This window comes from Enterobacter cloacae complex sp. IR5441, assembly GCF_049238215.1.
GTDB lineage: Bacteria > Pseudomonadota > Gammaproteobacteria > Enterobacterales > Enterobacteriaceae > Enterobacter > Enterobacter hormaechei_C.
In genome coordinates, this window is record NZ_JBMKIA010000026.1 from 36,225 (window position 1) to 61,278 (window position 25,054).

General features: G+C 49.8%; 26 protein-coding genes. 10 read left to right on the forward strand and 16 right to left on the reverse strand.

Annotated elements, in window-relative coordinates; all coding sequences use genetic code 11:
- Positions 1-243: 243 nt before the first annotated feature.
- Positions 244-1,419 carry a tyrosine-type recombinase/integrase gene (locus ACOTX5_RS20660; RefSeq protein ID WP_000795949.1) on the reverse strand — a complete coding sequence of 392 codons (1,176 nt, stop codon included), beginning with the start codon at positions 1,417-1,419 and terminating at the stop codon, positions 244-246.
- A 169-nt stretch (positions 1,420-1,588) separates the two neighbouring features.
- On the opposite strand from ACOTX5_RS20660, the gene ACOTX5_RS20665 reads away from it, so the two are divergent.
- Positions 1,589-1,801 carry an Hha/YmoA family nucleoid-associated regulatory protein gene (locus ACOTX5_RS20665; RefSeq protein WP_001285422.1) on the forward strand — a complete coding sequence of 71 codons (213 nt, stop codon included), beginning with the start codon at positions 1,589-1,591 and terminating at the stop codon, positions 1,799-1,801.
- Positions 1,802-2,161: 360 nt separating this feature from the next.
- Positions 2,162-3,244 carry a hypothetical protein gene (locus ACOTX5_RS20670; RefSeq protein WP_001232447.1) on the forward strand — a complete coding sequence of 361 codons (1,083 nt, stop codon included), beginning with the start codon at positions 2,162-2,164 and terminating at the stop codon, positions 3,242-3,244.
- Positions 3,245-3,409: 165 nt separating this feature from the next.
- Here ACOTX5_RS20670 and ACOTX5_RS20675 read toward each other — a convergent pair whose 3' ends face one another.
- From ACOTX5_RS20675 to ACOTX5_RS20735, 13 genes are all read right to left on the reverse strand, one after another.
- On the reverse strand, positions 3,410-4,909 hold the full coding sequence (locus ACOTX5_RS20675) for a helix-hairpin-helix domain-containing protein (RefSeq protein ID WP_001284318.1): 1,500 nt from the start codon (positions 4,907-4,909) through the stop codon (positions 3,410-3,412).
- A 25-nt stretch (positions 4,910-4,934) separates the two neighbouring features.
- Positions 4,935-6,572 carry a PP2C family serine/threonine-protein phosphatase gene (locus tag ACOTX5_RS20680; RefSeq protein ID WP_000081060.1) on the reverse strand — a complete coding sequence of 546 codons (1,638 nt, stop codon included), beginning with the start codon at positions 6,570-6,572 and terminating at the stop codon, positions 4,935-4,937.
- On the reverse strand, positions 6,572-7,612 hold the full coding sequence (locus ACOTX5_RS20685; protein WP_001253656.1) for a TerY-C metal binding domain-containing protein: 1,041 nt from the start codon (positions 7,610-7,612) through the stop codon (positions 6,572-6,574). The genes ACOTX5_RS20680 and ACOTX5_RS20685 overlap by 1 nt, the downstream gene beginning before the upstream one ends.
- A gap of 84 nt (positions 7,613-7,696) precedes the next feature.
- The gene (locus ACOTX5_RS20690; protein WP_001253658.1) at positions 7,697-8,335 is read right to left on the reverse strand and encodes a vWA domain-containing protein; all 639 of its coding nucleotides are present in this window, start codon (positions 8,333-8,335) and stop codon (positions 7,697-7,699) included.
- Positions 8,335-8,976 (reverse strand): TerD family protein, encoded by a 642-nt coding sequence (locus ACOTX5_RS20695; RefSeq protein ID WP_000116681.1) that lies wholly within the window; start codon positions 8,974-8,976, stop codon positions 8,335-8,337. Before ACOTX5_RS20695 ends, ACOTX5_RS20690 begins: the two co-directional genes overlap by 1 nt.
- Positions 8,977-8,998: 22 nt before the next feature.
- Positions 8,999-9,637 (reverse strand): vWA domain-containing protein, encoded by a 639-nt coding sequence (locus tag ACOTX5_RS20700; RefSeq protein ID WP_001253657.1) that lies wholly within the window; start codon positions 9,635-9,637, stop codon positions 8,999-9,001.
- Between the two features lie 462 nt (positions 9,638-10,099).
- Positions 10,100-10,567, reverse strand: a complete 468-nt coding sequence (terW, locus tag ACOTX5_RS20705) for a tellurium resistance protein TerW (protein ID WP_001176767.1) — start codon at positions 10,565-10,567, stop codon at positions 10,100-10,102.
- Positions 10,568-10,584: 17 nt separating this feature from the next.
- Entirely contained in the window at positions 10,585-11,793 is a 1,209-nt protein-coding gene (locus tag ACOTX5_RS20710; protein WP_011152964.1) for a DUF4236 domain-containing protein, read from the reverse strand.
- 10 nt (positions 11,794-11,803) lie between these two features.
- Positions 11,804-12,760 (reverse strand): HpcH/HpaI aldolase/citrate lyase family protein, encoded by a 957-nt coding sequence (locus ACOTX5_RS20715; RefSeq protein WP_011152965.1) that lies wholly within the window; start codon positions 12,758-12,760, stop codon positions 11,804-11,806.
- Positions 12,760-13,839, reverse strand: a complete 1,080-nt coding sequence (locus tag ACOTX5_RS20720) for a cysteine protease StiP family protein (protein WP_001585166.1) — start codon at positions 13,837-13,839, stop codon at positions 12,760-12,762. Before ACOTX5_RS20720 ends, ACOTX5_RS20715 begins: the two co-directional genes overlap by 1 nt.
- Before the next feature lies 1 nt (position 13,840).
- Positions 13,841-14,614 carry a hypothetical protein gene (locus tag ACOTX5_RS20725; protein WP_001040058.1) on the reverse strand — a complete coding sequence of 258 codons (774 nt, stop codon included), beginning with the start codon at positions 14,612-14,614 and terminating at the stop codon, positions 13,841-13,843.
- On the reverse strand, positions 14,607-15,749 hold the full coding sequence (locus ACOTX5_RS20730; protein ID WP_001280115.1) for a phosphoribosyltransferase domain-containing protein: 1,143 nt from the start codon (positions 15,747-15,749) through the stop codon (positions 14,607-14,609). The genes ACOTX5_RS20725 and ACOTX5_RS20730 overlap by 8 nt, the downstream gene beginning before the upstream one ends.
- A 9-nt stretch (positions 15,750-15,758) precedes the next feature.
- A complete protein-coding gene (locus ACOTX5_RS20735; protein ID WP_012695441.1) occupies positions 15,759-16,817 on the reverse strand; it encodes an ATP-grasp domain-containing protein in 1,059 nt (352 codons plus the stop codon).
- Between the two features lie 320 nt (positions 16,818-17,137).
- Between ACOTX5_RS20735 and ACOTX5_RS20740 the strand changes: the two genes are divergently transcribed.
- The 8 genes from ACOTX5_RS20740 (at position 17,138) to ACOTX5_RS20775 (ending at position 23,904) form a co-directional block, all read left to right on the forward strand.
- On the forward strand, positions 17,138-17,719 hold the full coding sequence (locus ACOTX5_RS20740) for a tellurium resistance-associated protein TerZ (RefSeq protein WP_000254137.1): 582 nt from the start codon (positions 17,138-17,140) through the stop codon (positions 17,717-17,719).
- Positions 17,719-18,876, forward strand: coding sequence for a TerD family protein (locus ACOTX5_RS20745; protein ID WP_001054786.1), 1,158 nt, complete (start codon positions 17,719-17,721; stop codon positions 18,874-18,876). The genes ACOTX5_RS20740 and ACOTX5_RS20745 overlap by 1 nt, the downstream gene beginning before the upstream one ends.
- A 22-nt stretch (positions 18,877-18,898) precedes the next feature.
- On the forward strand, positions 18,899-19,354 hold the full coding sequence (locus ACOTX5_RS20750) for a tellurite resistance TerB family protein (RefSeq protein ID WP_000007449.1): 456 nt from the start codon (positions 18,899-18,901) through the stop codon (positions 19,352-19,354).
- A 22-nt stretch (positions 19,355-19,376) separates the two neighbouring features.
- Positions 19,377-20,417 carry a tellurium resistance membrane protein TerC gene (terC, locus tag ACOTX5_RS20755; RefSeq protein ID WP_000255079.1) on the forward strand — a complete coding sequence of 347 codons (1,041 nt, stop codon included), beginning with the start codon at positions 19,377-19,379 and terminating at the stop codon, positions 20,415-20,417.
- A gap of 48 nt (positions 20,418-20,465) precedes the next feature.
- Positions 20,466-21,044: a tellurium resistance membrane protein TerD gene (terD, locus tag ACOTX5_RS20760; protein WP_000116680.1), complete on the forward strand. Its 579-nt coding sequence runs from the start codon at positions 20,466-20,468 to the stop codon at positions 21,042-21,044.
- A 68-nt stretch (positions 21,045-21,112) separates the two neighbouring features.
- Positions 21,113-21,688 (forward strand): TerD family protein, encoded by a 576-nt coding sequence (locus ACOTX5_RS20765; RefSeq protein ID WP_000301247.1) that lies wholly within the window; start codon positions 21,113-21,115, stop codon positions 21,686-21,688.
- Positions 21,689-22,116: 428 nt separating this feature from the next.
- Positions 22,117-23,358 carry a vWA domain-containing protein gene (locus ACOTX5_RS20770; protein WP_001053340.1) on the forward strand — a complete coding sequence of 414 codons (1,242 nt, stop codon included), beginning with the start codon at positions 22,117-22,119 and terminating at the stop codon, positions 23,356-23,358.
- Positions 23,359-23,448: 90 nt separating this feature from the next.
- Entirely contained in the window at positions 23,449-23,904 is a 456-nt protein-coding gene (locus ACOTX5_RS20775) for a hypothetical protein (RefSeq protein WP_000374058.1), read from the forward strand.
- Positions 23,905-24,144: 240 nt separating this feature from the next.
- Here ACOTX5_RS20775 and ACOTX5_RS20780 read toward each other — a convergent pair whose 3' ends face one another.
- A complete protein-coding gene (locus ACOTX5_RS20780; RefSeq protein ID WP_000398479.1) occupies positions 24,145-24,336 on the reverse strand; it encodes a DUF7706 family protein in 192 nt (63 codons plus the stop codon).
- 91 nt (positions 24,337-24,427) lie between these two features.
- Positions 24,428-24,769, reverse strand: a complete 342-nt coding sequence (locus ACOTX5_RS20785) for a hypothetical protein (RefSeq protein WP_001151572.1) — start codon at positions 24,767-24,769, stop codon at positions 24,428-24,430.
- Positions 24,770-25,054: the final 285 nt, after the last annotated feature.

Below are 25,054 nucleotides of genomic sequence, written 5' to 3' on the forward strand. Positions count from 1 at the left end.
GCGGCATGGCTACGTGTAATGTGTGCAGGCTTGTTATTAGTTTTTATTCAGGTTGCTCCCCAATTTACACTCCTGTATACCCTTAAACTTGTCACGCTTATTAATCTTGGAATCCAGACAATGAAATTAAATGGCGTGTACAAATATAAAAGGACGGGAATTTTGCCTCCGGGAGGGGCACTCTCTAATCTCACCAGACTTAACCCGTTCAAGAAAAAATAAAGTTATGCGCCCGTGAGGGCGCTATTCATCAAAGGCATTTCGCATAAGCTTGATCATGGCTTTTTTACCAGCTTCAATATTGCGAATGTAGCGCATAACCATTTCTTCATTCGACCAGTTCCCCATTTCCATAATCTGTGGTAGCGAGTAACCTTCAATATCCAGCTGTATCGCACCGCCTACACGAACGCTGTGCCCTGTCCAGTAACGGGTTTTAGTCTCATTTGGATAAAGCTCATTCCACATTTCTTTAAATGCCCGTAAAAGGGAATTTTTGCTGAGCATACCGGCATCGTCCACAGTGTCTTCCTCATCTTCATCGTTCAGAAGACTTTGTTTAGCACGGTAGGGCAGGTTATGCCGTTTAAGAAGCTCAGATAGCTCATTCCCTTTACTCCGAAGCTTCCAGCCGGGTGGCATATAGCCTGTATCATGGAAATTTACGGCCTGGAAAAGGTATTCATCCGGATGACTGTGCTGATCCATTTTCACAAGGTTCATCAATCTCAAGAGGCAGTTAGTTAACTGACGTGTCAGCCGGTAGGTAAGAAGTGTACTGATGTTCGTTTTTGTACGGTATACCGTCAGGTTAAATTCACCGGTCATACTATCCAGAGACAGATCTTTCAGACGTATACGGCGAATTTCGGATGAACGGAGCAGTGTTTCAAAGCCTGTCCAGATCAGGCACAGGTCACGAAGCTTACGAACTGAGTTTGTAGTACTGCGTAACTTTATCAGAGCCTTGAGATCGCCAATAAGAAAGGGAGTTGCCTGTTTAGTCGTCTTTCGCTTCCGGGCTTCCGATTGTTTTAAGGCTTCCAGCATGTACCATGCTTCAGACGTAATAATCCCGGGCAGGTTAAGCCCTTTTTTATGGATACTGTTTAAGGCCTGAAGACAGCTGTTTATGCTGCTTCGTGACAATTTGCCTTCAAGATGCCCCATAAACGCCAGCAGAGCTTCCTCAGACACGGGGAGCGAACTTACTGGCCAGTCTGTATGCAACCGGGCATTCGCCTGATACCATTCGTTCCATACTCGTAGCCAGTGCAGATAGGTTTTAGCTGTGTTGTATCTCAGATGGGAAAAGTAACGGATCAAGCGTGAAAGCTGTTTATCATGGTTGCCGAACGTTTCCAGCTGCTGATGCAATTCGCTTTCCGAAAACTGTCTGATCACTGATTGATTCTTCATCCTGCTCACCGGGATACACTGGTTTTATTTACAGTCATTTTAGCACTCATGTACCTGGTTATGAACAGGGTGGAAACAACGAAAAAGGTTGTGAAATCGTTAGGCTTAAGTGAAAAATGATATTAAGATTATCCCTGGCCAGTTGAGGCCTGTCTAAAGAAGGTTGATTATGTCTGACACAAAGCAGTCTTATTTAATGAAATTCCGTAAGTGTAGTTCGTTCGAAACGCTCGAAAAAGTATTTGAAAGGTTATGTGAAAAAAACTCGGGTGTCGCCTCTCTTGAAATTTCTGGTGCTTATGATCATCGTAAAGCTGAACTGACAATGAAAAAGTTATATGACAAAGTTCCTGCGAGTGTGTGGACCTTTGTTCGCGAGTAATTATTGATATTGGCACAACAAAAAGACTGTGTCTGGATTTGAAAATAGTTTATGCCCCTTTCGGGGCTAAAGGCACTGTAATAGCCTGTCTTTTTAACTTTCTTATTAAGTTCGGAGAAAGACTTTAATCATAAGCCAAGCCCACTGCTAAATACATCCGATATTCTCCTTAATTTTAGAAGTTGTGATAAAAGTTACTTTACCTAAACTTCTCTCTCCATATTTGTAAGGCTCTCATTTGATTCTTGTCAAACATTAATCTGGAAAACTAAAAAATCATTTCTTTTAATTCGTTTTACAGAAATCCTCCTCCGTTATTTCGGATATAGTTTGAATAATTATCAAAAACGGGGTGCAGCCATGCGTAAGAGTTACACATTTGGTATTCCATTTGGACTCCAGAGAGAATCAGGACTCTTTTTAGATATTACAGAGGTCAGCCGGGGTATCGACTGTAACTGCATCTGCCCCGCTTGCAAAACTGATCTGTTAGCAAAGCAGGGGGAGGTCAAGCTTTGGCATTTCTCACACAGTACTGCTGTAGCCGGTGACTGTGATGGTCTGATGGAAGCCATCCGGGGAAAAATTATTGAAGTCATCAACGAGCACCAGGTTCTTGGTTTCCCAAATCTTCTCGCTGGCGACGATGGTGGGCCGGTTTCACTGAATGAGGTTATTGGAAGCGGCAGTATGTTCGGAGGCACAGCTGATCTGTTCGTAAAGGTTAATGATTTATGTGTGGCCGTCTTTCTGGACAGGGATCGTAGCATTTCTGCGAAGTTAACCTTTGACCACCTTCATCCTTCCGAAAGAGTTGCCGCATTGCGTATCGATCTTCCAGATATTGAATATGAAATCAGTCAGGTGCAGCTCGGGCGACGTAAAACAACATACAGTGAGTGCATTGAAAGCCTGATCATTGATGAGACCAGTTCCCGGGAATGGCTATATCATCCATTAATGCATGAACTTGAATCTGAACCTCTTCAGGAGTATCGGGGACGGGAGCCTTCAGAGGAAGGGCCTCTTCTTCAGCGCCTTGCTGACTGTAAGATGAAATTGCCTGATATCCTTCCGGGCAGTCATAACGCGTTAGTCAGGTTACAGCAGGATACGATTGTATGTCTGTGTCGGTTAACGGTTCGGGCTTATGACATCGCTCAGACCGATGAATTTCCTTTGTTCCTTCGCTATTTCAGGTTGCACTGCCTGGAAAACAGCGAACATGTCAGTTACGAAAGACTGATCTGCTGGCAGGAAATGATTTCAAAAACCCAGGAAGGCCAGTCCTTGACACAAAACGAACTTGAATATCTTCATGAGATTGTCCGCATCGCCTTATACAATCACCGGCTTAACAATGTCAGTATTTCAGATGTTAAAAACCATGACACAGGAAAGGAGAGCGGCAGGGTAGAGCCACAAAACTATTCACTCTTATAAATAAATTGGGCTTTGCGCATTAAACCCTTGCCGCAGGAGGTGTACCGCATATCCGGCACAGACAGTCAGTTTTTCTGGCAGCTTAAATTTGACACAGCTTAATATAGTGATTCATTAAACAGGTTCAGTATGCTGCCAGAACGTTTTAGTCGTTATGGGCGTCCGTTAGTTTTCTACTAACTGAACGACGACCAGCCTGCCGCCTTCCTCCTTTGACAGAACAAACTGAGCGTTATTCGTCAGTTCAATTTTTTCCCCAATGGCAATCTGTCGTTTATCCGGTAATGACATAAGCCCATTTATGCCTTCATTTACTAACCACCACTGATCGTTATGGAAAACAAAATACCCAACTCGTTTCCTTTGCAAATCGGTTGTACGCTCATTTGGCGCAATGAGGCGATTCACATGCCACGCATAGATTGACTGCCCGCTCCACACCATCAACCGGTGGTCGTCAGGACGATAACTGCCTTCCTTTCGGGAAGAATATAAATTTAGAACCGGTAATTTACCCTTGTATGGCGTACCGCAGTAGGGACAAACCGGCTTTGTCTTACCCGAGAAAACGTACCATTTCTGTTCACACGCCTTGTTCTGGCAGGGCTGTATCAGATCGACTGTTTTAACCAGGGCGCTTTCCCACTCATCGGCGGTCGGGCGTTTAGTGGCATCGTGTAAGCCATCTATAAAGGCGCGCTCAAACAAAGGTGTCAGATAAGGGCCCATGATGGTGTAAGGAATTTTCTCCGGGTCAGCCCAGGGCAGTGAAAAGGACGATAGCTGACTGACTTTGACTGCATTGCTTTTGTCTGTCGGATGTTCAATGAAGAGTGCCTTCTCACCCATAGATAAGGTCTCATCACGTACTTCATCCGACATGTCATGTATTTTTCCGCCACGTAGCGGATGACGGAAGAACAGATACATGTAGATAAGCACCGACAGCGCATGACGGTCAGTAGTAATGCTTGGCAATACGCGGTTCGGATCCTCTTTGGAAAGATGACTGGTTTTCACCACTTCCGGAGCGATAAAATCCGGGGTGCCCACCACGTCGGGAGGATACTTTCCAGGGACAACCAGGCCGTCTACGTCAATGATGCAGGCATGTCCCATTTCTGGATCGATAAGCACGTTTTTATAGCTTAGATCGCTGTGACAGAGACCTGCCGCATGCATCCTTCTGACGGCTCTTGTCAGCAGCAGACAGACCTTGAGATAGGTAAGCGTATTGCCTCGTTCACGTGGGTCGAGAAATTTGTTCTGGTTGCTGGCGCTGGCAAACCATTTGCCTTCCTTTTCACGACCTTTTATGCCAAGAAAATCATCGTTTTTAGAGCCGTATTTAAAGAAAAAGTAGCTTTTGTAGGTTGGAACCACGATGCCGATTTTATGCCCATGCTCAACAACATGGGTCGGCCAGCAAAACAGGTCCTTCCAGTATTCACCTCCGGACTGGCCAAAAATGTTTTGCCTGTAGCGTCCGGTGATCATATCAATCCGATCCCGGGCCTGCTCGTTCTGCGGTTTATGATAAAAAGCGACGACGTATGATTTATCAGGCGAAAAGTAAACATCCTTCATCGAGCCCGAACCAATTACCTCGTCAACATACTGGACTGTTTCGCCGTCCTTTGTTTTGCACGTAACGATATTTGCCATATTGATCACCGAAAAAGCGTATCCCTTACCACAACACCGCAATAGTGCGGTCATCATGGTTCCCTGTGGAGAAAAAGTTAAGCCAGTCGCCTAACCTCTCAGGCGCAATACTGGCGTCTGTAAGGACAGGGTTGAGCTCATCAACGAGACGGGTCCATTTTTCGTCACTGCGAAGCCCATTATCCGTCTCAAACAGAGGGTCTGAGACGCCGTCTGTCATGAGGATCAAGTGAGATACATCATTCCATTTACCCACGCTGATGCGGCCGCTAAACGAGGGGTCTGCGATAATGCTCTGGTCAAGGAAACGGGTTTGTCCTGCGTATTCTCCGCTATCGGGATTTCCCAGTATCCTGACTTTACCGGAAGGGCTGTATGCACCTATCGCACCATCACCAAGCCAGAATGCAGTCGCAAACAGCTCGTTATCAGTTCGTAGCGCTACAGTTGCCAGAAGGGTTGTTGAATAGGATTTCACAGGTTGTTCTGCACAAATGGCTTCGTTCTGGATACTGTTGACCGCGAGCGTAGCTGCCTGTTTAAAATGATGAAGCATGGCGTTTATTGTTGCCTGCTGATCGCTCCCTTCCCACGCCGTGATGTGCTGCTTTAAATGGACGCCTTTCACACCACTGAGCTGATTTAAAAGGTAATCGCCAGCCGTTTTGACTGCAATCCGGGAGCCTTCCCGGGAATTTACCGCACTACCGGCTCCGTCTGCGACCAGCATGACAGACCATCCTGTTTCCTGGCAGTGGTTGATGTAGAAGTCGTCATCTCTGAAGCTTCCGGCATGCTCATGAGAGCGTCCCCGGCGACTGGCGGCAGCAATACGTATATCACCCCTGACCAGGCCAGCAGCGTCCAGATGGGACTTAGGGTAGGGAGCGTCTGCTGGTGGCTCTACCACCTTCCACAGGCTTCTCGGATCGGGATTGATTATAAATAGCTGTTTTGTTTCACATTCGTCGTGCGACGTGCATGACCAGATTACTGAAAGCTCTATATCGCCGCTTTCGGTGGGAGTACCTGTCAGCAACTCCTGTTCTTTGTCAAAAGACAGGCCAATGTTCCGGGGAAAGACAACGTCCCTGACAGTAGCCTGCTGGCCCTCACCCAGAACGATAGCAACCGGCGAAGAGAAACGTTCGCCTGCGCGGGCGTTGGGGATCGTTATTTTAGCTCTCGGGGGAACGGCAGGTGGCACAGCTAAGCTGGCCCGCTGCTGGCCTGTCGGTATCTGCCCGGGTTTTAATACCAGGGAAGACAGGTTTTCGTCTTCCCTCTGTGCTGGTTTATCAAATTCGTAATAAGGCATCAGCTTCCAGAACGGAGGATGAGGCTCATTTTCTGGCAGGGGTTGCAGTGCTGATGTATCGGTAGCGTCAATGCCCGGGTTATCAGCAACACTTACGACCGTTTGTTGCTGATCGGAAAGACTGGATGCTGACGAGGCGGCAATCTCTGCGTCGTTATCACCTTCGCTAACCCGCGCAGATAAACCCTGTGCAAGGCTCTCAATCCGCTCTTTAAGCCGCATAATTTCTTCGGTAAGGGATGGGTCCTGCGATAGAAGTAAAAGCCGCTCACCTTCAACAGGGTGGCCCAGCTCAGACAGAACTAAGCGGATAATCTTCTCTTCAAGTAAAGCATTTTGCGACATCAACCTCTCCCTCTGTTTACGTCGAAGTTAGTGTTTCCGCCATCATTGCTGAATGACAGGCCTGTTTCACACCACGGGCAGATCACGTCATCCGGGCCGTCAATACACAGCAACTTTCCGCATGAGCACAGGGCAAACGCACTGGCATTACCGCAGTGGGGGCAACCCGGTACGCCATGCAGTTCGCTGGTATTTACCTGCAAACCGGTAGCGGTGGCATCTGACCACGCAAAATAGTCCTCATCGATGGGATAGCATCCGGCAATATTAAAGCTGTTCAGGTTCAGACTGAAATCGAGCCCGGAAACCCTTGCTGGTGGCCGTTCATACTTCATCAGGTACGGACGACGGGTCTTGCTGCAACGGCCGGTAAGCGTAACGCAGTTTTCGTCGTACGCTTTTACTGGCTCGTCCTTGGCCAGCCGGACTATGTATTCAGTCTGGCTGAGCTCAGGTTGTTTGTCGTCCCCGACGCTGCGGCTGTGCGCCGTAACCGAGGCCGTGATCCATTTGATGAAGCGGGTAAAGTCCCCTTCCTGAGATTCGGTGAACAGCATGACATTCTCTGTCAGTTGCCGCAGGATATTCAGGTCCGCTGACGGCCCCAGGCCAACGGCAATGAGATTCACTTTACTCGCGTAGTGATCCTTCCAGCGCTTCACTTCTGCGGTTGTGTCGTCAGTCGGACGTCCGTCGGTAAGGAGATACACGACGGGTTTCCAGTCGCCTTTAGCCTCATGAGTGGTTTTTCTGACCTGGGTATCAATTTGCACGGTCAGCTCACGCAATGCAGCTCCAAGGCTCGTACCGCCGCCAACGGGAAGGCGGGGAGGGTAGAACGAGGCAATTTCGTGAAGAGGTACAATCGTACGGGCTACACCGGCAAATGCGATTACCGAGACCCAGGCTGTTTCAAGTGCGTGTGGATCCTTTCTTAAATCTCCGACGATCATTTGCAGACCATCAGTCATTTTTTTCAGGTTTTCACCAATCATGGACTCTGAACAGTCCAGGACAAAAAACACGGGAAGGCGTCTCATAATTTTCCTCGTACGGCTGGTACGGCCAGCAGAAAACGTTGCTGTACAGAAAGGTGCTGCCCGGAAACAGCACCTTTCTGTCTGTCAGAGCACCAGCTGGATTTCTGGTGGAGGAGGGGGAAGGGTATCAGTTCCGTTATTAATCCCCGCGCTTGTGCTGCCGGAAGACACGCTGGCCGATACCCATTTAAAGAAACCTGCAAACGCGGTTGAATCTAGCGTCTCCAGAGACACAACCTTATCGGTGAGCTGTTTTAAGTGCTCATGGCCTGCTTTAGGACCAACGGCGCAGGCAATGATGGATCCGAATCCCCGGCCGCGAATCGCTTTTACCGCTTCACCGTACGCCAGGGCATCAGAAGGGGTTCCATCAGTCATCAGGAATACCAGAGGACGCCAGTCTCCTTTGGTATCACCATCTGAGCGACGTACATCCCGTTCAACACACTGCATCAGACATTCAAGGGCAGCACCGGTGAACGTCCCGCCTGCGCTTGGCACAACGATGTCAGAAAACTGGAAGTCTTCCAGCGGCGTGAGAGGAATGAACTCACGCGCCTCATTGTCATAGGTGATAATGGAGATATGAACGCTTTCGAGGGCGTAGGGATCCTGGCGAAGAGCGCTAAGCATCGCCTGAATTCCAACGTTAACGGAATGGATTGACTCACCGCGCATCGAGCCGGATGTGTCGATAACAAGGTAAACAGGCAGGCGGCGCATCACATGTAATTCCTCAGGTGCGAGACAAACGAATCTGATTCTGAAGGCTCACCAATTGCCCTGAGTTTCCAGCCTGTAGCCTCGCGTATCAGCTCGGCAAAGACCATGGAGCGCTGGCTGGCGAAGGCGGGTCCGCCAGAAAGATCGAATCGTGCCATTTCAATATTACGGGCATCTACTGCCCGGATGAAGGCATTCTGAACTTTACCAAAGTGCTGCTGGAGCTTTTCACCATTGTAGATCTGAACGATGAACACAATTTTCTCGTACTGAGCGTCAAGGGAATTCAGGCGCACAATAATTTGCTCATCGTCACCGTCACCGGCTCCGGTTCGGTTATCGCCCGTCAGCCAGATATTGCCTGACTTATGGCGAAGGCTGTTGAAAAAGATGATATCGCCATTCACAAGCGTTGGTTTACCATTTTCCACATTGCCGAGATCGGTCACCTTTCCGGCTGAATTACACAGGAAAGCGATCACATCAAGGTCGTATTCTTCTTCTTTTTTACCAAAGATCCCGCCGAGAAAACCTTTCTTTTCCTCATTAATATCCCAACCGAGGCCGATAGTAACGGACGAGAGATCGTATTCATTTTTTTTCAGGCTTACGCCCTGGCCTTTGCTCAGACTGACAGACATGATATCCCCTTAATCAATAAAATTATAAGACCACATTTACTTCTGGCGGCGGCGGTGGCAGGTCTTCAAGACCGATCACTTCTTTTTTGCTGGACTCCACTTTCTGACTGCCTACCGAAATGCTCGCACTGACCCATTTAAAGAAAGCTTTAATCGTCGAACTGTCAGCTGTATCGAGCTGAACCACGATTTCAGTGATTTCTTTGAGGACGCTGGTATCGGCATCATGCCCGGCTGCACATGCCACAACAACGCCGGTTCTGGCCGCTTTAAAGTCATTCAGGCCTTTACGCCAGTCATCATTCGGACTTCCATCCGTCATCAGGAATACAAGGGGACGCCAGTCACCTTTAGTGTCAGCCGTCGTTTTCTGTACTTCTTTGGCAATGGAGCTGGCCGTGAGGGAAAGCGCTTCGCCAAGAGACGTGGTGCCGCTGGCTGTTAGTGCTGGCATCTGGAAACTCAGGAGGTCTGTCAGGGGGACTGCCTGTCGGGCTGAAGAATCAAAGGTGATCACTGACACGTGAGCCGTTTCGAGTGCATACGGATCCTGTTTCAGCGTGGTAAGCAGCGTCTGAACGCCATTTTTAACCGCTTCGATAGGCTCTCCGTGCATAGAGCCGGACGTGTCGAGTAGCAGATATACGGGTAAGCGTCTCAAATGTAATTCCTTCTTAAGAGATCGGAAGAGGAGAGTAGTTTCAGGAAGAGGCCAGGGTTTGTTGATTTGATAAAACGGCACGACATCTGTCGGGTGGAGATTAAATACTCAGAAGCGGCATTAAAGAAATAAGTTAACCACCATAGAATTACCGACATGTGAATGGCCTCTTATCAACAGAAAAATAATTCAGACCGGACTGGAATATAAGATTTCTGAAAAAACTCGGACAAATAAACTGTCTTATGTATGAAATTCATCATACATCACAGATCTGCATGAATGGAGTGTAAAACGCCCAAAGATTGATGTGTAGCACAAGAGGATGTCAAGACACCAGGTTTTGTAGTCAGTAAGGCGCTGCTGGCATTGCGGGAGGAGAATAGATCAAAACTACGTCACGCCAATACAGAGGTAAAATATGACAAAACCGGGGTTTTCACCCCGGTCTGAGATTTAGCGTCAGGACTTTTTAGCGCTGTATTCTTTTATCAGTTCGTCAACGGAGTGCAGAGCCAGCTTCTCTACCGCTTCACTTCGGGTCGAGCCACTCAGCGCAGCCAGACGGTCAATTTTTCTTAAGATCCGCATGCGTAGCGATAAGGACACGGCTGTTTTTTTATCCTTATCGAGTACGACCTTCCCTGTAGACTCACCGGTTTTCAGTTCAGCATTCTGTGCGAGCGCTTCATTCATCCGGCGAAGGGTCTTTTTATCCAGCTGGCCCGGATTAACGAGATGGTAGGAATGACCTGCCTTGCTGTATTTGATCTCCGCAGAATATGACTCGCGTAGCTCTTTGAGGGCCCGGGTTAATGTCGGCTCTGAGCATTCCAGACTGGTTATAATGTCGGCAGCGGAAACGGGCTTGCCGGTGCCCAGTAAGTTGGCAAGCTTAAAAATCCGGGCCTGTCTGGTATTTAATTGCATCGTAAGATTTAGCCTGCTTAAAGGGTTAGTGGTTCAATAGGCTGAAAAATGAAGGTACTGCTCATCTTTCGAATAACCGGGTGATCGCCTAACGCTTCAACCGGATCAATGTGTTCTATGCCTGCAAAATTTACTGACGACATCTGGCTGCGAGTGCATTTGCAGGACAGGATATACTCATCCTCCAGATAGCCGGTCCGCTTACTGACCCGTTGCGTAAAGCCTGACACAATCACGTTGTCGAAAGGTAGCGTATGTAAAACGATACCGACCAGGCGGAACAAGCAGCCATGGACGTGGCGGGCATAGTTTTCGCGTACGGCTTTTTGCGTCATGGCTTTTTCCGTCAGCTCCGTGCCCCGGGCATTAACGCCGTAAATCTTATCAGGGAAATCTTCAATCTCAGCTAAATCAACGTCCAGCAGGACTGCTGATAGCTCCGGCTTTACTTCAAATGCAACAATCGTTTCACGCGGCCATTCAGTTTCTGCCAGCACACCCGCCAGGTATGATTCGAAAAACGCGGCGTCTGTCCGGAACTGCTGCCGGGCATCTGCCTGAGCCGTGGCGAGCCGTTTTTCATGTTCTTCTGCTTCAAACTTCCAGTTTGCATACTGTTCGGCCCAGGCCGTCCGTTGTTGCTGGTACCGGTGCTGTCGAAGGGTATTCTCACGCTCCACATCAATCAGCTCCTGCTGCCACCGGCGAAGATTTTCGGCGTGGCGCTCAGCTTTAGCTGATTCCGATTCAAACCATTTACCCAGAAAACTAATGCCTTCGCTCTCGGCAGGCTTTTCCGGCAATGCAAGGTAGTCTGGCTTTTCTGGACGCACCGGTGCCGGAACCTGAAAAGGCGACGTTCTGTTATGCAGGTATACTGCTTCCAGCTCTGCCCAGCTGATGCCTGTTTTTGGATCCGGCGTCAGCTCGTGAATATTACGGATTGCGGTTACCGCTGACATGAGTTCAGCGGCTTCCTGCTCAAGCGCCTGTCTGAGCCCCGGGTCGGTTGCCGTCCGGTTTCCACCTCCGGAACGCGCGGCCCGGTCAAGCCGGGTACGGTAACTCAGCCCGGTACCGGGCAAGCCCAGATTGGCATAGGTCCCCCGGCTACCAAAAGAAACGGAAGCACCTCTCGGCCCGACACTCAGGCTCGGTGCACCGTTACTCAGGTTGAGGCGAACGCCAGGAATAATGTTGATCGACTTTCTGAACCTGAACCCCATTATGATTTCCTTAATGATGCTGGGTCACGGTAAGTAATCTGATTCCATCAGCGCTTTGCTCGTTCTGTAACCCATAAAAACGAGCTCTGTCCAGAATGCCAGCCGCCCAGCGGCGATGTGTGGCGGGTTCACACATTGCTCCCTGCGACTTAAACACGGCCTGGGTAGAGTTCAGGATCCGCAGAGCGTCAGAATACTCACCCTGAGTGACCATCAGCGCGTTTTGAATGACCTCTATCTGACCCGGGTGAATGGCCGTTTTCCCAACAAGCCCATGTGCCATATCAAGAGCCAGCTCTCTGGCCATAACGGCATGATCGTCAATATGCTCACATACGGGCGCGGTCAGGGCAAAATCACGCGGGCCGAAGACTGAAACGAGCATTTTGATGACGTAGCCCATCGGGCTGTCATACAGCGTCAGGTCCCGGGGGCGGCGAAGCGACACAACGTTCATAAGATCGTTGCCGCCGATTCGAAGCGCAATAATGCGGTCGTGGCAGGGATGTTCCACCAGGCGAGTGGCCAGCTCGCGCATCTGAACCACGTCAAAGACGTCTTCTGTTTCCAGCGTTGGCATCATGCACAGGTGAGTCCCGCCCATGATATCCCACCATTCAGCTAACGAACTGAGGGTAAATTTCGGCAACACAAACCCATCGACAGCGGAAAGATCATAATGCGCTTTTAACCATCTGCCCATTTCGGCATGCCGAGGGCGAATGAACACCAGAGGCCAGTCATTTTTACCCAGGCTACGCATGCTGTTACTGAGCTCGTGCAGCAGGTGCTCCAGATTTTTGAGGGCGATGGGGATGTCTGCTTCACTGACAGCATCCTCCAGGCAAATCACCAGAGAGCGCAAACCCGGGATTTTCCCGTGCAGGACGGCATCAGCAATATCTTCCCGTGTTGCAGGCATGTATAGCGTGGCTCCCAGATTCCAGGGAGAAAGACGATTTTTCATCAGAGTACCTTCTTGATAATGGTTACAGCCCGATACTGGCCGAGGGTTCCCCCCATTTCTGTAACAACTATTCCCTTTTCACGAGCAAGCCCTACAAGCAAGGCAACGTCCGGGTCGTCAATAGAACGCACAAATACATGGTCCGGTACCCGACGTAATACAGCCCGGGTTGCTTCAGCAATACCGGGTTTAATACGATTGACGCTGTCCACTTTAAATTCATCGGCCAGGAACGCGATAACGTCGCGACTTGTCTGCCATAAGACCCGGGCTGACTCCATATTCCAGCTCAGGGTAGCGAGGGATGACGGGGTTAACTTCTTACGGAAATGGGCGACGGTATCGACAAGCATCCGGCTGCATTCGAATTCACTGAGATGCTCGCAAACCATGCACCCATGTAATCCTTCAGAGGACCATACTGACCGGGAGATCAGGCCTGATACCGGCGCACCCATGATGCCAAAAGGAATGAGCCAGTCATCATCACTGGCTGCAAGCCAGGAGCAGCCACAGGGATCGGCCAGGACAACCAGTCGCGGCTGCTCAGGATAGCCCGGGCGATCTTTCAGTGCGCGTACAAGCTCTCCGGTAATTGCGCCTTTACCTGTCCATCCGTCAACAAAGACAATACCGCTGGTACCATGGCGCTCTTCAATGACGTCGAGGGCTGCACCGTCAATTCCACGATCCCGGATAATGCTGATACCGTAATGCCATGAGGTTTTCCCCATGTCACGCAGGGCCTGGTGCAGCATAACGCCGAGCGGCACGCCAGCTCTGACGAGACTGGCCAGTACAATGGGCTCATCACCGAAGCGTTCGGCCAGAGCAATAGCGAGCTGTGTGACTTCTTTTGCAAGTCTCTCTGCGCCCCGATCCAGCGCCCGGTGAAACAAATCAAGATGCCATTGTGTTGGCGCTGGCTCCTGACTGAGCATGTCCGAATAATGTTTCTTCCCTGACTGAATCAGCTCTTCTTTTTGCTCAACCGGCGTCATCTCAATGACTACCGGCTTTAGCAGAAATTCCACGTCACCGGGCTGGTATGAGCCGGTAAATGTGTCATGTGGCTGCATTTTAATTTTCTCCAAAAATTCGCTGTGAAATGGCATCTGCAAACTGACTCTGACGCGGGATGCCAAACCAGCTGCACAGTTTCATAAAACGATGATCGCTCAGGCTGTCGCCCAGACCAATTACGGGGAAGACTCCGCGTTCAGCCCGAAGTTTTTCAAGAAGCCATCTGACTGCCAGCCCTTTCTCAACCGCGGTGGGAAGCCAGGCCACGTTATTACTGTTGCGGTGGATGTAGAAGCCCTCGGTCGGAAACACCGTTTCTATCTCATCTGCAATGGCATTGAGCTCGTCAAGGCGGGTGCTGTCGCGGTGCTTCATCACCATATAAACCGCCGTTTCACCGTATTCGAAGTTCAGCCTTGCCCAGGCATTGATCCCTTTTGCGTCCATCATTTCAGTGATCAGACGCTGCATCGATGTCAGCTTTTCCTGATAGGGAGCCAGCTGGCCGAGCATATGGGCCTTCCACTCCTCGTCGGGTTTGCCTTCTGGCGTGAGAATGACGGCCCCGTGAGTGGTGATTGCCCAGGAGTGGAAAGGGATCCGTACGCGGCTGATTTCTTCAGTTCCCCGTGCGGTAACGGGTATGAGTTCAGCCTGCTCCAGGAGCCAGTCCACCAACATGGACTGTTCTTCCGTCATAAAGCTTCGTGGATTCAGGGTGCGATCAACGGCACCGGTACGGAATGGCTCCAGGGCCAGCTCGTCCACCATTTTACGACGGGTCTGAAAGAGCGTGTCGTCAAGGTCGCTCAGAACAACGGGTTTATTCATAGGTAACAATCTCCACGACGGCCGCAACCTCAGCCAGCGCCTTAAGAAGCTGCGTGTCAATACTTTCTGCGGGTGTCTCAGTACACACAAGAATGCGGTCAAACTGCTGGTGGGCGACGTTATAGACAAAATTGGGGATGCCCAGCCCGTAGTTATCCGTAAAGGAAATGGCGGACTCAATGGCATAACCAACGGCGATAGGGGAGCGGGTGGTCGATCCATAAAATGCCTGTGCTCCGGCAGCTTCGAGCCGTTCAGCAAGCAGGAACGGCTCCCAGACGAATTCCCCGGTCCCGAGAACCAGAATACGTTCCCCCTTGTGGACGGAGACCTCATGGCCGAGATCGGCCGCAGGTGCGAGCATCCCCAGTCGGCCCCAGGACTGTTTTCCCTGGATGTCCCATTCTCCTCGTGAAGTTACGTTGACTTTCGGCATGTCCGGGACAGGTGCATCAGGTAATGGGGTCCATCCCCACTTACCGCTTACAAGAGAAACCGAAGTGACTGGTAAGGTGCTGCGCTCGGACAAGGCTTTGCCACTCCAGTCGGTAAGCGTAACGGCTATAACCTGTTCAATATGTTGAAGCTTGCCGGTATTACGCAGGGCTGAAAGCAGGTTAATAAAGGTATTACCGGTGGTTGCCTCGTCATCAATCAAAACCAGCGTTCGTGCGTTGGTAACACGACGTCTTTTCTCTTCATCATCTGGCAGATAGATCAGATGATCGGTGGCGTGGCTGTGTTCTTCCTTGAACTCGCAAAGCAACGTGCCATCAACCGGGTGACGGGTAGAGGTCAGATAGACAGATTCAGGATGCTGGTGGCGCACTTCATCAAATACACCGGCCCCAAGCCCAACGGCGGTTTCAGCCATACCGATAAACAGTACGGGTCCTGTCAGTGTCGAGGGGAACTGGCTGGCAAGCTGTCTGTAGGCCTGCCGCATGACTGAGGGTGGCACGGGAATGTGCCTGCCGAGTACTTTGCTGACAAACAGAAAGGCGCGTTTCGGGTTACGTCTTTCAGCGATGTCAAACAGGTCATCGAGCGAAACTTCACCCTGGTCGCGGGTTACCTGAATCGTACCGCATGAGAGGGTACGGCGATAAATCATATCTTCGAGGATATCAGACATAAATACGCCTTAATTCAGAAGGTTAGAGAGTGATTCCGGGTATGCAATTACATCCGTAATGGATCTCACCGCAACCGGAGAAAAGGTGTTTTTAGCGCTCTGGCGCACCATATCTTCAGACATCAGACCGAGCTTAAAGGCAGCAAATAACCCAGGAAGGTTCACCCCGCTGTGAAGGGTATAACCCACCCCCCCTGACGGACGCATGTTGGTTTCAAGCAGCACCGGGTTGCCATTCACATCGTTTCGCGTCTGAACATTCACCAGCCCGTCGGCCTTCATAACCCTGGCGCAGTCACACGCCAGTTCCCAGGCGCTTCCTTCGTTTACCAGATACTGGATAACCCCTTCCTTACGGCGTCCCACGGCTGCGAGTATTTCGCCCTTATCCGCGAGGATATCGACGGAAAATTCCGGGCCTGGCAGGTACGGCATCAAAACAAGGGGTTTAAACGACTCAGCAGCTGATGCTGCTGCAATATACTGTTGCGGACTGACCAGACGATGTTCGGGATGATTAAAGACGGCCATAGGCGAAGCACTGTCATCAAAGCGCCAGAATCCCATGCCATAGATACCCGTCACCGGCTTCACGCATACCGGGCTGTCAGTGAACGGCGGGGCCGCGAGGTGTGTTTTTAATTCTGCCAGCGTATTCACCCGCCAGGATGGTACGACCGGGAGACCCTTTTGCTCCATAAACTGAGCAAAAGTAACTTTTTCGTCAGCCAGAGTTAACCAGTCGACGCCCGTTGCACCGGTAGTAAGGGTGGCACCGGTCGATTCAATGGCTGAACGGTGTTCTTCAAACCACTGGCTGTTACGGCCAGTATGAATATGGTGGATGCCGTAGGACTGAATGGTTTCCTGGATAAACTGAAGACGTTTTTGAGGATCTTCAGGTTCAGTCAAAGAATAGTCGGCAACGGAAAGGATTTCATTTCTTTCGTTACGGTGGGAGGCAAAAACGGTAATGGCAAAATTATTTTTTTTTGCAAATGATTTTACCCCCTGAATAATATCTCGCTGGGAGGATAAACCTTCCATAAACCAAATTTTCTTGTTCATTTTTTTTAATTATCCGGAACGCCATGCAAATTTATGATTGAGAAGTGAGTCTATGAGTGTCTAAGCTACATGTCAATCATAATATGATTTATAACTCCTGTGGTTATGGAGTGCGTCAGGTTTTTTGGATTCCTGATAACACATTGATATTTAAATTAAACTTAGAAAATTAACACCCTGAAAAGGATTTCTTTTTGTGTTTTTACAGAAAACTACCAAAATTTCCCTTGTCAGAGAACTTCATCATGATATGATTTTCTTCGTCAGTTACTAAATATACCTTTGATTGTCTCGGTCATTACCATTTTAAGGAATAAAACATGGTTTCATTAGTTAAGAACCAGACGGTATCACTCAGCAAAGAATCATCTGCATTAAGCCAGCTTCATTTCGGTCTCGGTTGGGATCCGGTTAAGAAAAAAGGTCTTCTTGGAGGATTGTTTGGAGGCAACGACTCAATCGATCTCGATGCTGGCTGCGTATTAATGGACAGCACCGGTAAAACAATTGACACCATCTGGTTCCGCAAACTGGAATCCACCTGCGGCGCTGTTGTGCACAGTGGCGATAACCTGACCGGTGAAGGTGACGGTGACGATGAGGTGATTAATGTCAACCTCTCCCGACTGCCTGCAAACGTTGAATACCTGGCGTTTACGGTAAACAGCTTCCGTGGTCAGTCGTTCAATGACGTCGAAAACGCGTTCTGCCGCGTTGTCGATCAAACCGGCAAAGAGCTGGCTCGCTACAAGCTGACTGAGCAGGGCTCACATACCGGGATCGTTATTTCTTCGCTGCGCCGTAATAACGGCAACTGGGACTTTACCGCCCTTGGCCATGCCTGTCGCGGCCGCACAATTGACGATATGCACTCCGATATCGTTTCAGCGGTTATTCGCTAATGAACCTGACGCCGGGGGGCAATGCCCCCGTTCCAGCCCAGGAGTTGCGGGTCCGGATCACCTCGGGCGGCCAGGTGGATGCTTCGGCGTTTCGCCTGTATGCCGACGGGAAGGTGCAGGGTGATGCGGACATGGTGTTTTATGGTCAGCCACGTAACGATGATGGTACCGTCAGCCTGGTCAGTGAAGGCCAGTACTCAACCTTTACTGTCGCGCTCAACCGGCTGAAACCTGATGTCCAGAAAATTGCGTTCACCGTGACCTGTGACGGTGGGCAGACGGTGTCCGGTCTTCGTAATCTTTCCATCGACGTGGAGCAAGGGGCTACCGGCCTGGTTAGCGGCAGTGTCGAACTGAGCGGCCGTCAGGAAGCAGCCTTAATTCTGGGTGAATTTTACCGTCGTAATAATGACTGGAAATTCCGCTTCGTTGCGCAGGGGTTCAACGGTGGACTTAAACCGCTGGCAGAGCATTTCGGCGTAAATATTGCCGACGAACCGGCTCCCGCAGCCCCGACTCCTCCGGTTGTAACCCCTCCGCCAGTTGAGACAAAAATCAGCCTGAGCAAGGTATCGCTGACAAAAGAGAAGCCTGCAATCAGCCTGACCAAACGGGATAACTTCGGTGAAATCCGGATCAACCTGAACTGGCACCGGGGCAGCGGCAAATCAGGCTTTGCAGGCATGTTCGGCTCCAAAGGAATCGACCTGGATCTGGGGGCCTTTGTTGAGCTTCAGGACGGGTATAAATCGGTCATTCAGGCGCTCGGTAATGCATTCGGTGATTATCGCGATGAACCGTATGTTCAGCTCAAGGGCGATGACCGGACGGGTGATGTATCAGACGGCGAGTGGCTGCATATCAATGGACGTGAATGGAAGCATATCCGCGAAGTGCTGATTTACGCCTTTATTTATGAAGGTGTTCCCAGCTGGGACAAGACTGATGGTGTGGTCACCATTCATGTGCCGGATCAACCGCCCATTGAGACCCGCCTGACCGAAGGTGAAAACCGTCGCACATTGTGCGCCATTGCCAGACTCGTAAACGAAAACGGCGCAATTAAAGTCGAGCGAATTAACCAGTACTTCAAAGGCCAGGACGAAATGGACCGGGCATTTGGCTGGGGATTTCGCTGGAGCGCCGGTTCTAAATAACACAGCAACAAAGGAAACAGGTATGAGCTTTTTCGACAAAGTTAAAGGTGCCATTAACTCAGGCCGTGACGAACTGACCCGCCAGGTTGGCCGTTTCAAAAACAAAAAATTCATGCAGGGCACCGTTGCTGTATGTGCCCGTATTGCCGTATCGAGTGACGGCGTAAGTTCGGAAGAAAAGCAGAAAATGATGGGCTTTCTGCGCTCTTCAGAAGAGCTGAAGGTCTTCGATACCAATGAGGTGATTGAGTTCTTCAATAAACTGGTTTCAAGCTTCGATTTCGATGTTGAAATCGGCAAGGGCGAAACCATGAAATACATCCTGGCGCTGAAAGATCAGCCTGAGGCCGCTCAGCTGGCCTTACGTGTTGGTATTGCCGTTGCGAAAAGTGACGGTAACTTCGATCAGGACGAGAAACTGGCCTCCCGCGAGATCGCTATCGCGTTGGGCTTCGACCCGGCTGAATTTGGCCTCTGATCCACATCCCTAAGGGTAAAATATGGTTTCCACACACATCGGCTTCCCGACTGAAACGGTCATTGTTTTTATTGCGCTTTCAGTCGGTGCCATCTTTATTGACCTGTTTATGCACCGTGATGACAAGCCTATTTCGCTGAAGAGTGCGGCGCTCTGGTCCGTATTCTGGGTTGTGGTTGCGATGGCATTTGCCGGTTTCCTCTATATCCACCACGGTGCTGAGGTTGCCAGTCTGTTTGTCACGGGTTATGCGCTGGAGAAAGTGCTGTCGGTCGATAACCTGTTCGTCATGATGGCCATCTTCTCCTGGTTCGCCGTTCCGGATCGTTATCGCCACCGTGTTCTCTACTGGGGGATCATTGGTGCCATTGTCTTCAGGGGCATCTTTGTCGCCATCGGTACGAGCCTGCTGAGTCTGGGGCCGTATGTTGAAGTTGTCTTCGCTATTATCGTTGCCTGGACAGCGGTCATGATGCTTAAAAGCGGTGATGACGATGATGAAATTGAGGATTACTCCCAGCATCTGGCTTACCGCATGGTTAAACGCTTCTTCCCTATCTGGCCGAAGCTCAGAGGGCATGCCTTCCTGCTTAACCAGAAGGAAGTGGATGCTGAACTGGCGAAACCAGAAAACAGCGATGTCACCATTGGCCGTGGTAAAAAAGCGGCGCTGTATGCGACCCCGCTGTTCCTGTGTGTGGCTGTGGTTGAACTCTCGGACGTAATGTTCGCGTTTGACTCGGTACCGGCAATCATTGCCGTCAGTCGTGAACCGCTTATCGTCTATAGTGCCATGATGTTTGCTATCCTGGGCCTGCGTACTCTGTACTTTGTCCTTGAGGCACTGAAACAGTACCTGGTTCATCTGGAGAAGGCCGTTATCGTGCTGCTGTTCTTCATCGCGGCAAAACTCGGCCTGAATGCGACCGATCACATCTGGCATCATGGTTACAGCATCGCGGCAACAACCAGCCTGTATGTTGTACTGGGTGTACTGGCGCTGGGCATTCTCGCAAGCGTCATGTTCCCGGGCAAACCTGAATCTGAGGAAAAGGGGAGTTAATCCCCTTAAGTGTTAACCTGAACAATTACTAATCGAAGAGGTTATTTTATGAGTGTTTCTCTTTCCAAAGGCGGGAACGTCTCCCTAAGTAAAGCAGCTCCGTCAATGAAAAACGTCCTGGTGGGCCTTGGCTGGGATGCGCGTTCAACAGACGGTCAGGACTTTGACCTGGATGCTTCAGCATTCCTGCTGGCCTCAAACGGCAAAGTGCGCGGCGATTCAGATTTCATCTTCTATAACAACCTGACGTCATCCGACGGTTCCGTAACGCACACCGGCGATAACCGCACCGGTGAGGGCGATGGTGATGATGAATCGCTGAAAATTAAACTGGACGCCGTCCCGTCTGAAGTTGACAAGATCATCTTCGTTGTGACCATCCACGATGCTCAGGCTCGTCGCCAGAGCTTTGGTCAGGTATCCGGTGCGTTTATTCGTCTGGTTAATGACGATAACCAGACTGAAGTTGCTCGCTACGATCTGACCGAAGATGCGTCCACTGAGACTGCCATGCTGTTCGGCGAGCTGTATCGCCACAATGGTGAGTGGAAATTCCGCGCAGTAGGTCAGGGTTATGCTGGTGGTCTGGCATCTGTATGTGCTCAGTACGGCATTAACGCGTCCTGATCAAAAAGTAACTTTTCTACCCGGGGCTGTTAATGCAGCCCTCATTCAACTGTTTGCAGGAGCTAAAAATGGCAGTTTCTCTCGTAAAAGGCGGCAATGTATCTCTGACCAAAGAAGCACCAACCATGAATGTTGCTATGGTTGGCCTAGGCTGGGATGCCCGTGTAACCGATGGTCAGGGTTTTGACCTGGACGCTTCCGTGTTCGCAGTAGGCGAAGACGGTAAAGTGTTGTCAGATGCGCATTTCATTTTCTTCAATAACAAAACCAGCCCTGATGGCGCGGTAGAGCACCAGGGCGACAACCGTACCGGTGAAGGCGACGGCGACGATGAGCAGGTCAAAATCGATCTGACCAAAGTCTCAGCAGATATCAAAAAACTGGTGTTTGCCGTTACCATCTATGATGCAGAAGCGCGTAAACAAAACTTCGGCATGGTGAGCAACAGCTTCATGCGCGTTTACAACAACGACAACGGCACGGAAATTGCCCGTTTCGATCTGTCTGAAGATGCCTCAACCGAAACCGCTATGGTCTTCGGTGAACTGTATCGTCATGGCGCTGAGTGGAAGTTTAAAGCTGTCGGTCAGGGCTTTGCCGGTGGCCTGGCGGCTCTTGCCTCCCAGCACGGCGTTAACATCTAAAATAACGCTGAATCATACCCCGGCAATGCCGGGGTTTTTTTTGGTTGCGATCCGCTATCAGGAGGGGGGGGGCAGAAAGGGTTCGGGAATCTCAGAAAGCAGAGAGATGTTAATTCTGACGTGAGCCTTTTAAAGGCAGGAAACGGATTTTTCTCTGGTTGCTGGTTAAAGCCTGTATTCCGTGCCTTATATCAACAGCATGCCCCTCTGATATATGTTACGTTTGCGACTTATGAAGGCACGGGTTCTGGAAGATAAAATACCCGACCAATGGAAATTCCAATTCAACAGGTATAGAAACTTCAACGTGATGAAATATGGTGTCACACCATATATACGCCTCACCAGAAATCCAGCGTCCTGAACTAAGCCAGGGGAACCTATATAAACGCTGCGCTTTAAAATAATCAAAAATCAGGAGAGTTAATGTGAATCTACAATCCGGACAAAACATACCACTTCAGCAATCTGCGATCAGGCTGAATCTTCAGTACCCTACCAAATCCGGCTTTAAAGGCGAACCCGATACCTGCCTGTTCCTGCTTAATGCTCAGGGAAAGGTCAGCGGCGATTCTGACTTTATCTTTTACAATAATCTGTCTTCTCCTGAAGGGGCAGTAAAGCTCGTTACCGGTTCTCAGCAGTCCAGCATTGAGATAGCACTGGATCGTGTTCCTGCGAACATCAGTAAAATTGCAATCACAGTTGTCATTGATGGTGAAGATACCATCAGTGGGCTCAGTTCGTTGAGCATGCAGGCTCAAGGAATCGCTGAGTTCCAGGCTGAGACTCAGGGCCGCAGTGAGAAAGCAATTATCCTGGGTGAAGTATATCGGCACAATGGCGCCTGGAAGCTTCGTGCGCTCGGGCAGGGTTTCAACGGTGGTCTTGAGCCTCTGGCCATTAGCTATGGCGTTGATGTCGCACAGCCAGCTCCGCAGCCAGCAAAGCCTGCTCGTATCAGTCTGGAAAAGAAACTGGAAACCAGATCTCCGCGCCTTGTAAGCCTCGCTAAAAAAGCCTCGGTCAGTCTTACTAAAAATAAACTGGACACCCTTGAGGCAGCGGTTGCATTTGTACTTGACGCATCCGGCTCAATGAGTGGCCAGTTCAGTAAGGGTAACGTTCAGTCTGTGCTGGACCGCATCGCCGTTCTTGCCGCCCAGTTCGACGACGACGGTGAAATGGATGTCTGGGGATTTGGAGAGAAGCATAAGAAGTATCCAAACGTCACACTGGACAACCTGGACACATATATTCAGTCCATTCGCGGGGCTGGAAAGCGTTCAGCCTGGGAGAACCTGCCGGGCCTCGGAGGGACAAACAACGAGCCTCCTGTGATGGAAGAAATAGTCGACTACTTTAAGGACTCGAAAATCCCGGTGTATGTTGTATTTATTACCGATGGCGGGATCAGCAAGACCCGGGCGATTAAAGATGCAATCCGGCGTTCTGCCAACTACCCCATCTTCTGGAAGTTTGTCGGCCTGGGTGGTTCAAGCTACGGTATCCTCAAAAATCTGGATGACTTTACTGACCGCCGGGTTGATAACACCCACTTCTTTGCCATGGATGATTTCGGTTCGATTAGCGATGAAAAGTTATATGATAATCTACTGGAAGAATTCAGACCGTGGATCGATGAAACAAAAAGGTTAGGCATCCTTTAATACGCACAGTTTGAGCTTGGTTGAATGAGCTCTACAGCAGCTTAATACTGTAGAGCCTTTGTTCATTGGAAATCGTACAGGGAGGCGCATATGGACCGCATCAAGTACCTGAAATGGATAGCTGAAGAATCACCAAGTACGGCTCAGCAGCTGGTGGCCTGGTTAAACAGAGCAAGGCACTATACGCCCGACATGAAAGAGCATCAGGCAGGTGTACAGATTCAAGAAAAGGGGATTGTTGTAGGGCTTAGACAAAGTACTAATCGTTATCATGGAGATTGTCTGACCATACATGTGGTACGGCTTCCGGAAGAAATACAAAACAAGGGATGGTTTAAGTCTTTTCTGAAGCTTTGCTGTGAATCGAATCCCTGGTGCGATGTTGTAATAGAAGACGTGAAAAACCCATATTTATTAAGCTTTTGTAAGAAACTAAACTTTACTGTATTAGATGAATTTTACCCGAATACTTACATAGTAAACACAGATGCCATTATGAGTTTACCTATCCCACCCTTAGGGAGATACGAAACCTATCTTTATTAAACCTGCGAACCTTTACCGGTTGCGTGGGGAGCGGATGGACTTCGGCTAAAGAAAAATCACATCGTCTATTTTGACCAGAAAAAGCTAATCTGCTTGATGTAATGCAGAAACGCATTACATTAATATCTTCTCCCAACAATCACCTGAACAATTCCCTGATTGCTTTTCACCTCATACCAGTGCTGGCTCATAGTTAGTCCTTAAGCAAATTTGTTATCGGAATAAAGAACGAAGCCAGCCTCATCGAGGCGCATAACCTTCTTCCCTTAACGCCTGTTGTAATTTTTCAATTGCGCTTTTCATTACCCAGGCTTCTTCGTCACTCACAGCACAGCCACGAAGATCGCTCCAGCTCAGACGTTTAACTAATTGAGCAAGGGCCATAGTTTCATTCTCATCAAGCTGCAAACTCAGTGTCTCAATACCTTCCACTATCTAACCTCCCTTATACTGAAAAATGGCGCTTTATTTCTGACCAGATGCCGAAGCCTTGAATGCGGCCGGAACTGCCGTTGTTTCTACTTTACAGAAATGGAATTAAAAAGTGGTGGTGCTGGGCACGTTTCTTTTCCAGTCGGGGTTTAAGCCAGAGCCGAAACTCATTCAACTTCTCAGCAGCCAAAACCGCTTCAACGGGGAAAACTTTATATTTACCCTGCTGCTGAGGTTCACCCAACCATCGCCTGATGGCTCCGTCAGTCCATAAACGAGTCTCTTTGAGCCTGGTTACAGTGACCCATTTCCTGGACCATTCATCAAATTGTCGCTGGCGATCCCGATAACGTTGTTCTTCCTGCTGACGAAGCCAGTCGCGATCAACAGCGAATTTTCGGTATCCAACAAAGAGCCCTTGTACTTTGGCCATGACAACATTCCGGTTTGCTTAGAACTGTTCAGACAGACATGTCAGGGATAAAGCTGAAGAAAAAGGTACAACGAAGAATAACCAAGACATAGGCCTGCCGGGTAAGTGGTGCGGTGCACAGGACTGTCGGAAAGTACGCTCAGAGAGGGTCGTTTAAGCATGATGCACGGCACTGTTGCAAATAGTCGGTGGTGATAAACTTATCATCCCCTTTTGCTGATGGAGCTGCACATGAACCCATTCAAAGGCCGGCATTTTCAGCGTGACATCATTCTGTGGGCCGTA

What these genes read in the sequence shown, in the direction of transcription:
- ACOTX5_RS20660 (WP_000795949.1), bottom strand. Translation starts at nt 1,419, where the DNA reads ATGAAGAATCAATCAGTGATCAGACAGTTTTCGGAAAGCGAATTGCAT.
- ACOTX5_RS20665 (WP_001285422.1), top strand. Translation starts at nt 1,589, where the DNA reads ATGTCTGACACAAAGCAGTCTTATTTAATGAAATTCCGTAAGTGTAGT.
- ACOTX5_RS20670 (WP_001232447.1), top strand. Translation starts at nt 2,162, where the DNA reads ATGCGTAAGAGTTACACATTTGGTATTCCATTTGGACTCCAGAGAGAA.
- ACOTX5_RS20675 (WP_001284318.1), bottom strand. Translation starts at nt 4,909, where the DNA reads ATGGCAAATATCGTTACGTGCAAAACAAAGGACGGCGAAACAGTCCAG.
- ACOTX5_RS20680 (WP_000081060.1), bottom strand. Translation starts at nt 6,572, where the DNA reads ATGTCGCAAAATGCTTTACTTGAAGAGAAGATTATCCGCTTAGTTCTG.
- ACOTX5_RS20685 (WP_001253656.1), bottom strand. Translation starts at nt 7,612, where the DNA reads ATGAGACGCCTTCCCGTGTTTTTTGTCCTGGACTGTTCAGAGTCCATG.
- ACOTX5_RS20690 (WP_001253658.1), bottom strand. Translation starts at nt 8,335, where the DNA reads ATGCGCCGCCTGCCTGTTTACCTTGTTATCGACACATCCGGCTCGATG.
- ACOTX5_RS20695 (WP_000116681.1), bottom strand. Translation starts at nt 8,976, where the DNA reads ATGTCTGTCAGTCTGAGCAAAGGCCAGGGCGTAAGCCTGAAAAAAAAT.
- terW (WP_001176767.1), bottom strand. Translation starts at nt 10,567, where the DNA reads ATGCAATTAAATACCAGACAGGCCCGGATTTTTAAGCTTGCCAACTTA.
- ACOTX5_RS20710 (WP_011152964.1), bottom strand. Translation starts at nt 11,793, where the DNA reads ATGGGGTTCAGGTTCAGAAAGTCGATCAACATTATTCCTGGCGTTCGC.
- ACOTX5_RS20715 (WP_011152965.1), bottom strand. Translation starts at nt 12,760, where the DNA reads ATGAAAAATCGTCTTTCTCCCTGGAATCTGGGAGCCACGCTATACATG.
- ACOTX5_RS20720 (WP_001585166.1), bottom strand. Translation starts at nt 13,839, where the DNA reads ATGCAGCCACATGACACATTTACCGGCTCATACCAGCCCGGTGACGTG.
- ACOTX5_RS20725 (WP_001040058.1), bottom strand. Translation starts at nt 14,614, where the DNA reads ATGAATAAACCCGTTGTTCTGAGCGACCTTGACGACACGCTCTTTCAG.
- ACOTX5_RS20730 (WP_001280115.1), bottom strand. Translation starts at nt 15,749, where the DNA reads ATGTCTGATATCCTCGAAGATATGATTTATCGCCGTACCCTCTCATGC.
- ACOTX5_RS20735 (WP_012695441.1), bottom strand. Translation starts at nt 16,817, where the DNA reads ATGAACAAGAAAATTTGGTTTATGGAAGGTTTATCCTCCCAGCGAGAT.
- ACOTX5_RS20740 (WP_000254137.1), top strand. Translation starts at nt 17,138, where the DNA reads ATGGTTTCATTAGTTAAGAACCAGACGGTATCACTCAGCAAAGAATCA.
- ACOTX5_RS20745 (WP_001054786.1), top strand. Translation starts at nt 17,719, where the DNA reads ATGAACCTGACGCCGGGGGGCAATGCCCCCGTTCCAGCCCAGGAGTTG.
- ACOTX5_RS20750 (WP_000007449.1), top strand. Translation starts at nt 18,899, where the DNA reads ATGAGCTTTTTCGACAAAGTTAAAGGTGCCATTAACTCAGGCCGTGAC.
- terC (WP_000255079.1), top strand. Translation starts at nt 19,377, where the DNA reads ATGGTTTCCACACACATCGGCTTCCCGACTGAAACGGTCATTGTTTTT.
- terD (WP_000116680.1), top strand. Translation starts at nt 20,466, where the DNA reads ATGAGTGTTTCTCTTTCCAAAGGCGGGAACGTCTCCCTAAGTAAAGCA.
- ACOTX5_RS20765 (WP_000301247.1), top strand. Translation starts at nt 21,113, where the DNA reads ATGGCAGTTTCTCTCGTAAAAGGCGGCAATGTATCTCTGACCAAAGAA.
- ACOTX5_RS20775 (WP_000374058.1), top strand. Translation starts at nt 23,449, where the DNA reads ATGGACCGCATCAAGTACCTGAAATGGATAGCTGAAGAATCACCAAGT.
- ACOTX5_RS20785 (WP_001151572.1), bottom strand. Translation starts at nt 24,769, where the DNA reads ATGGCCAAAGTACAAGGGCTCTTTGTTGGATACCGAAAATTCGCTGTT.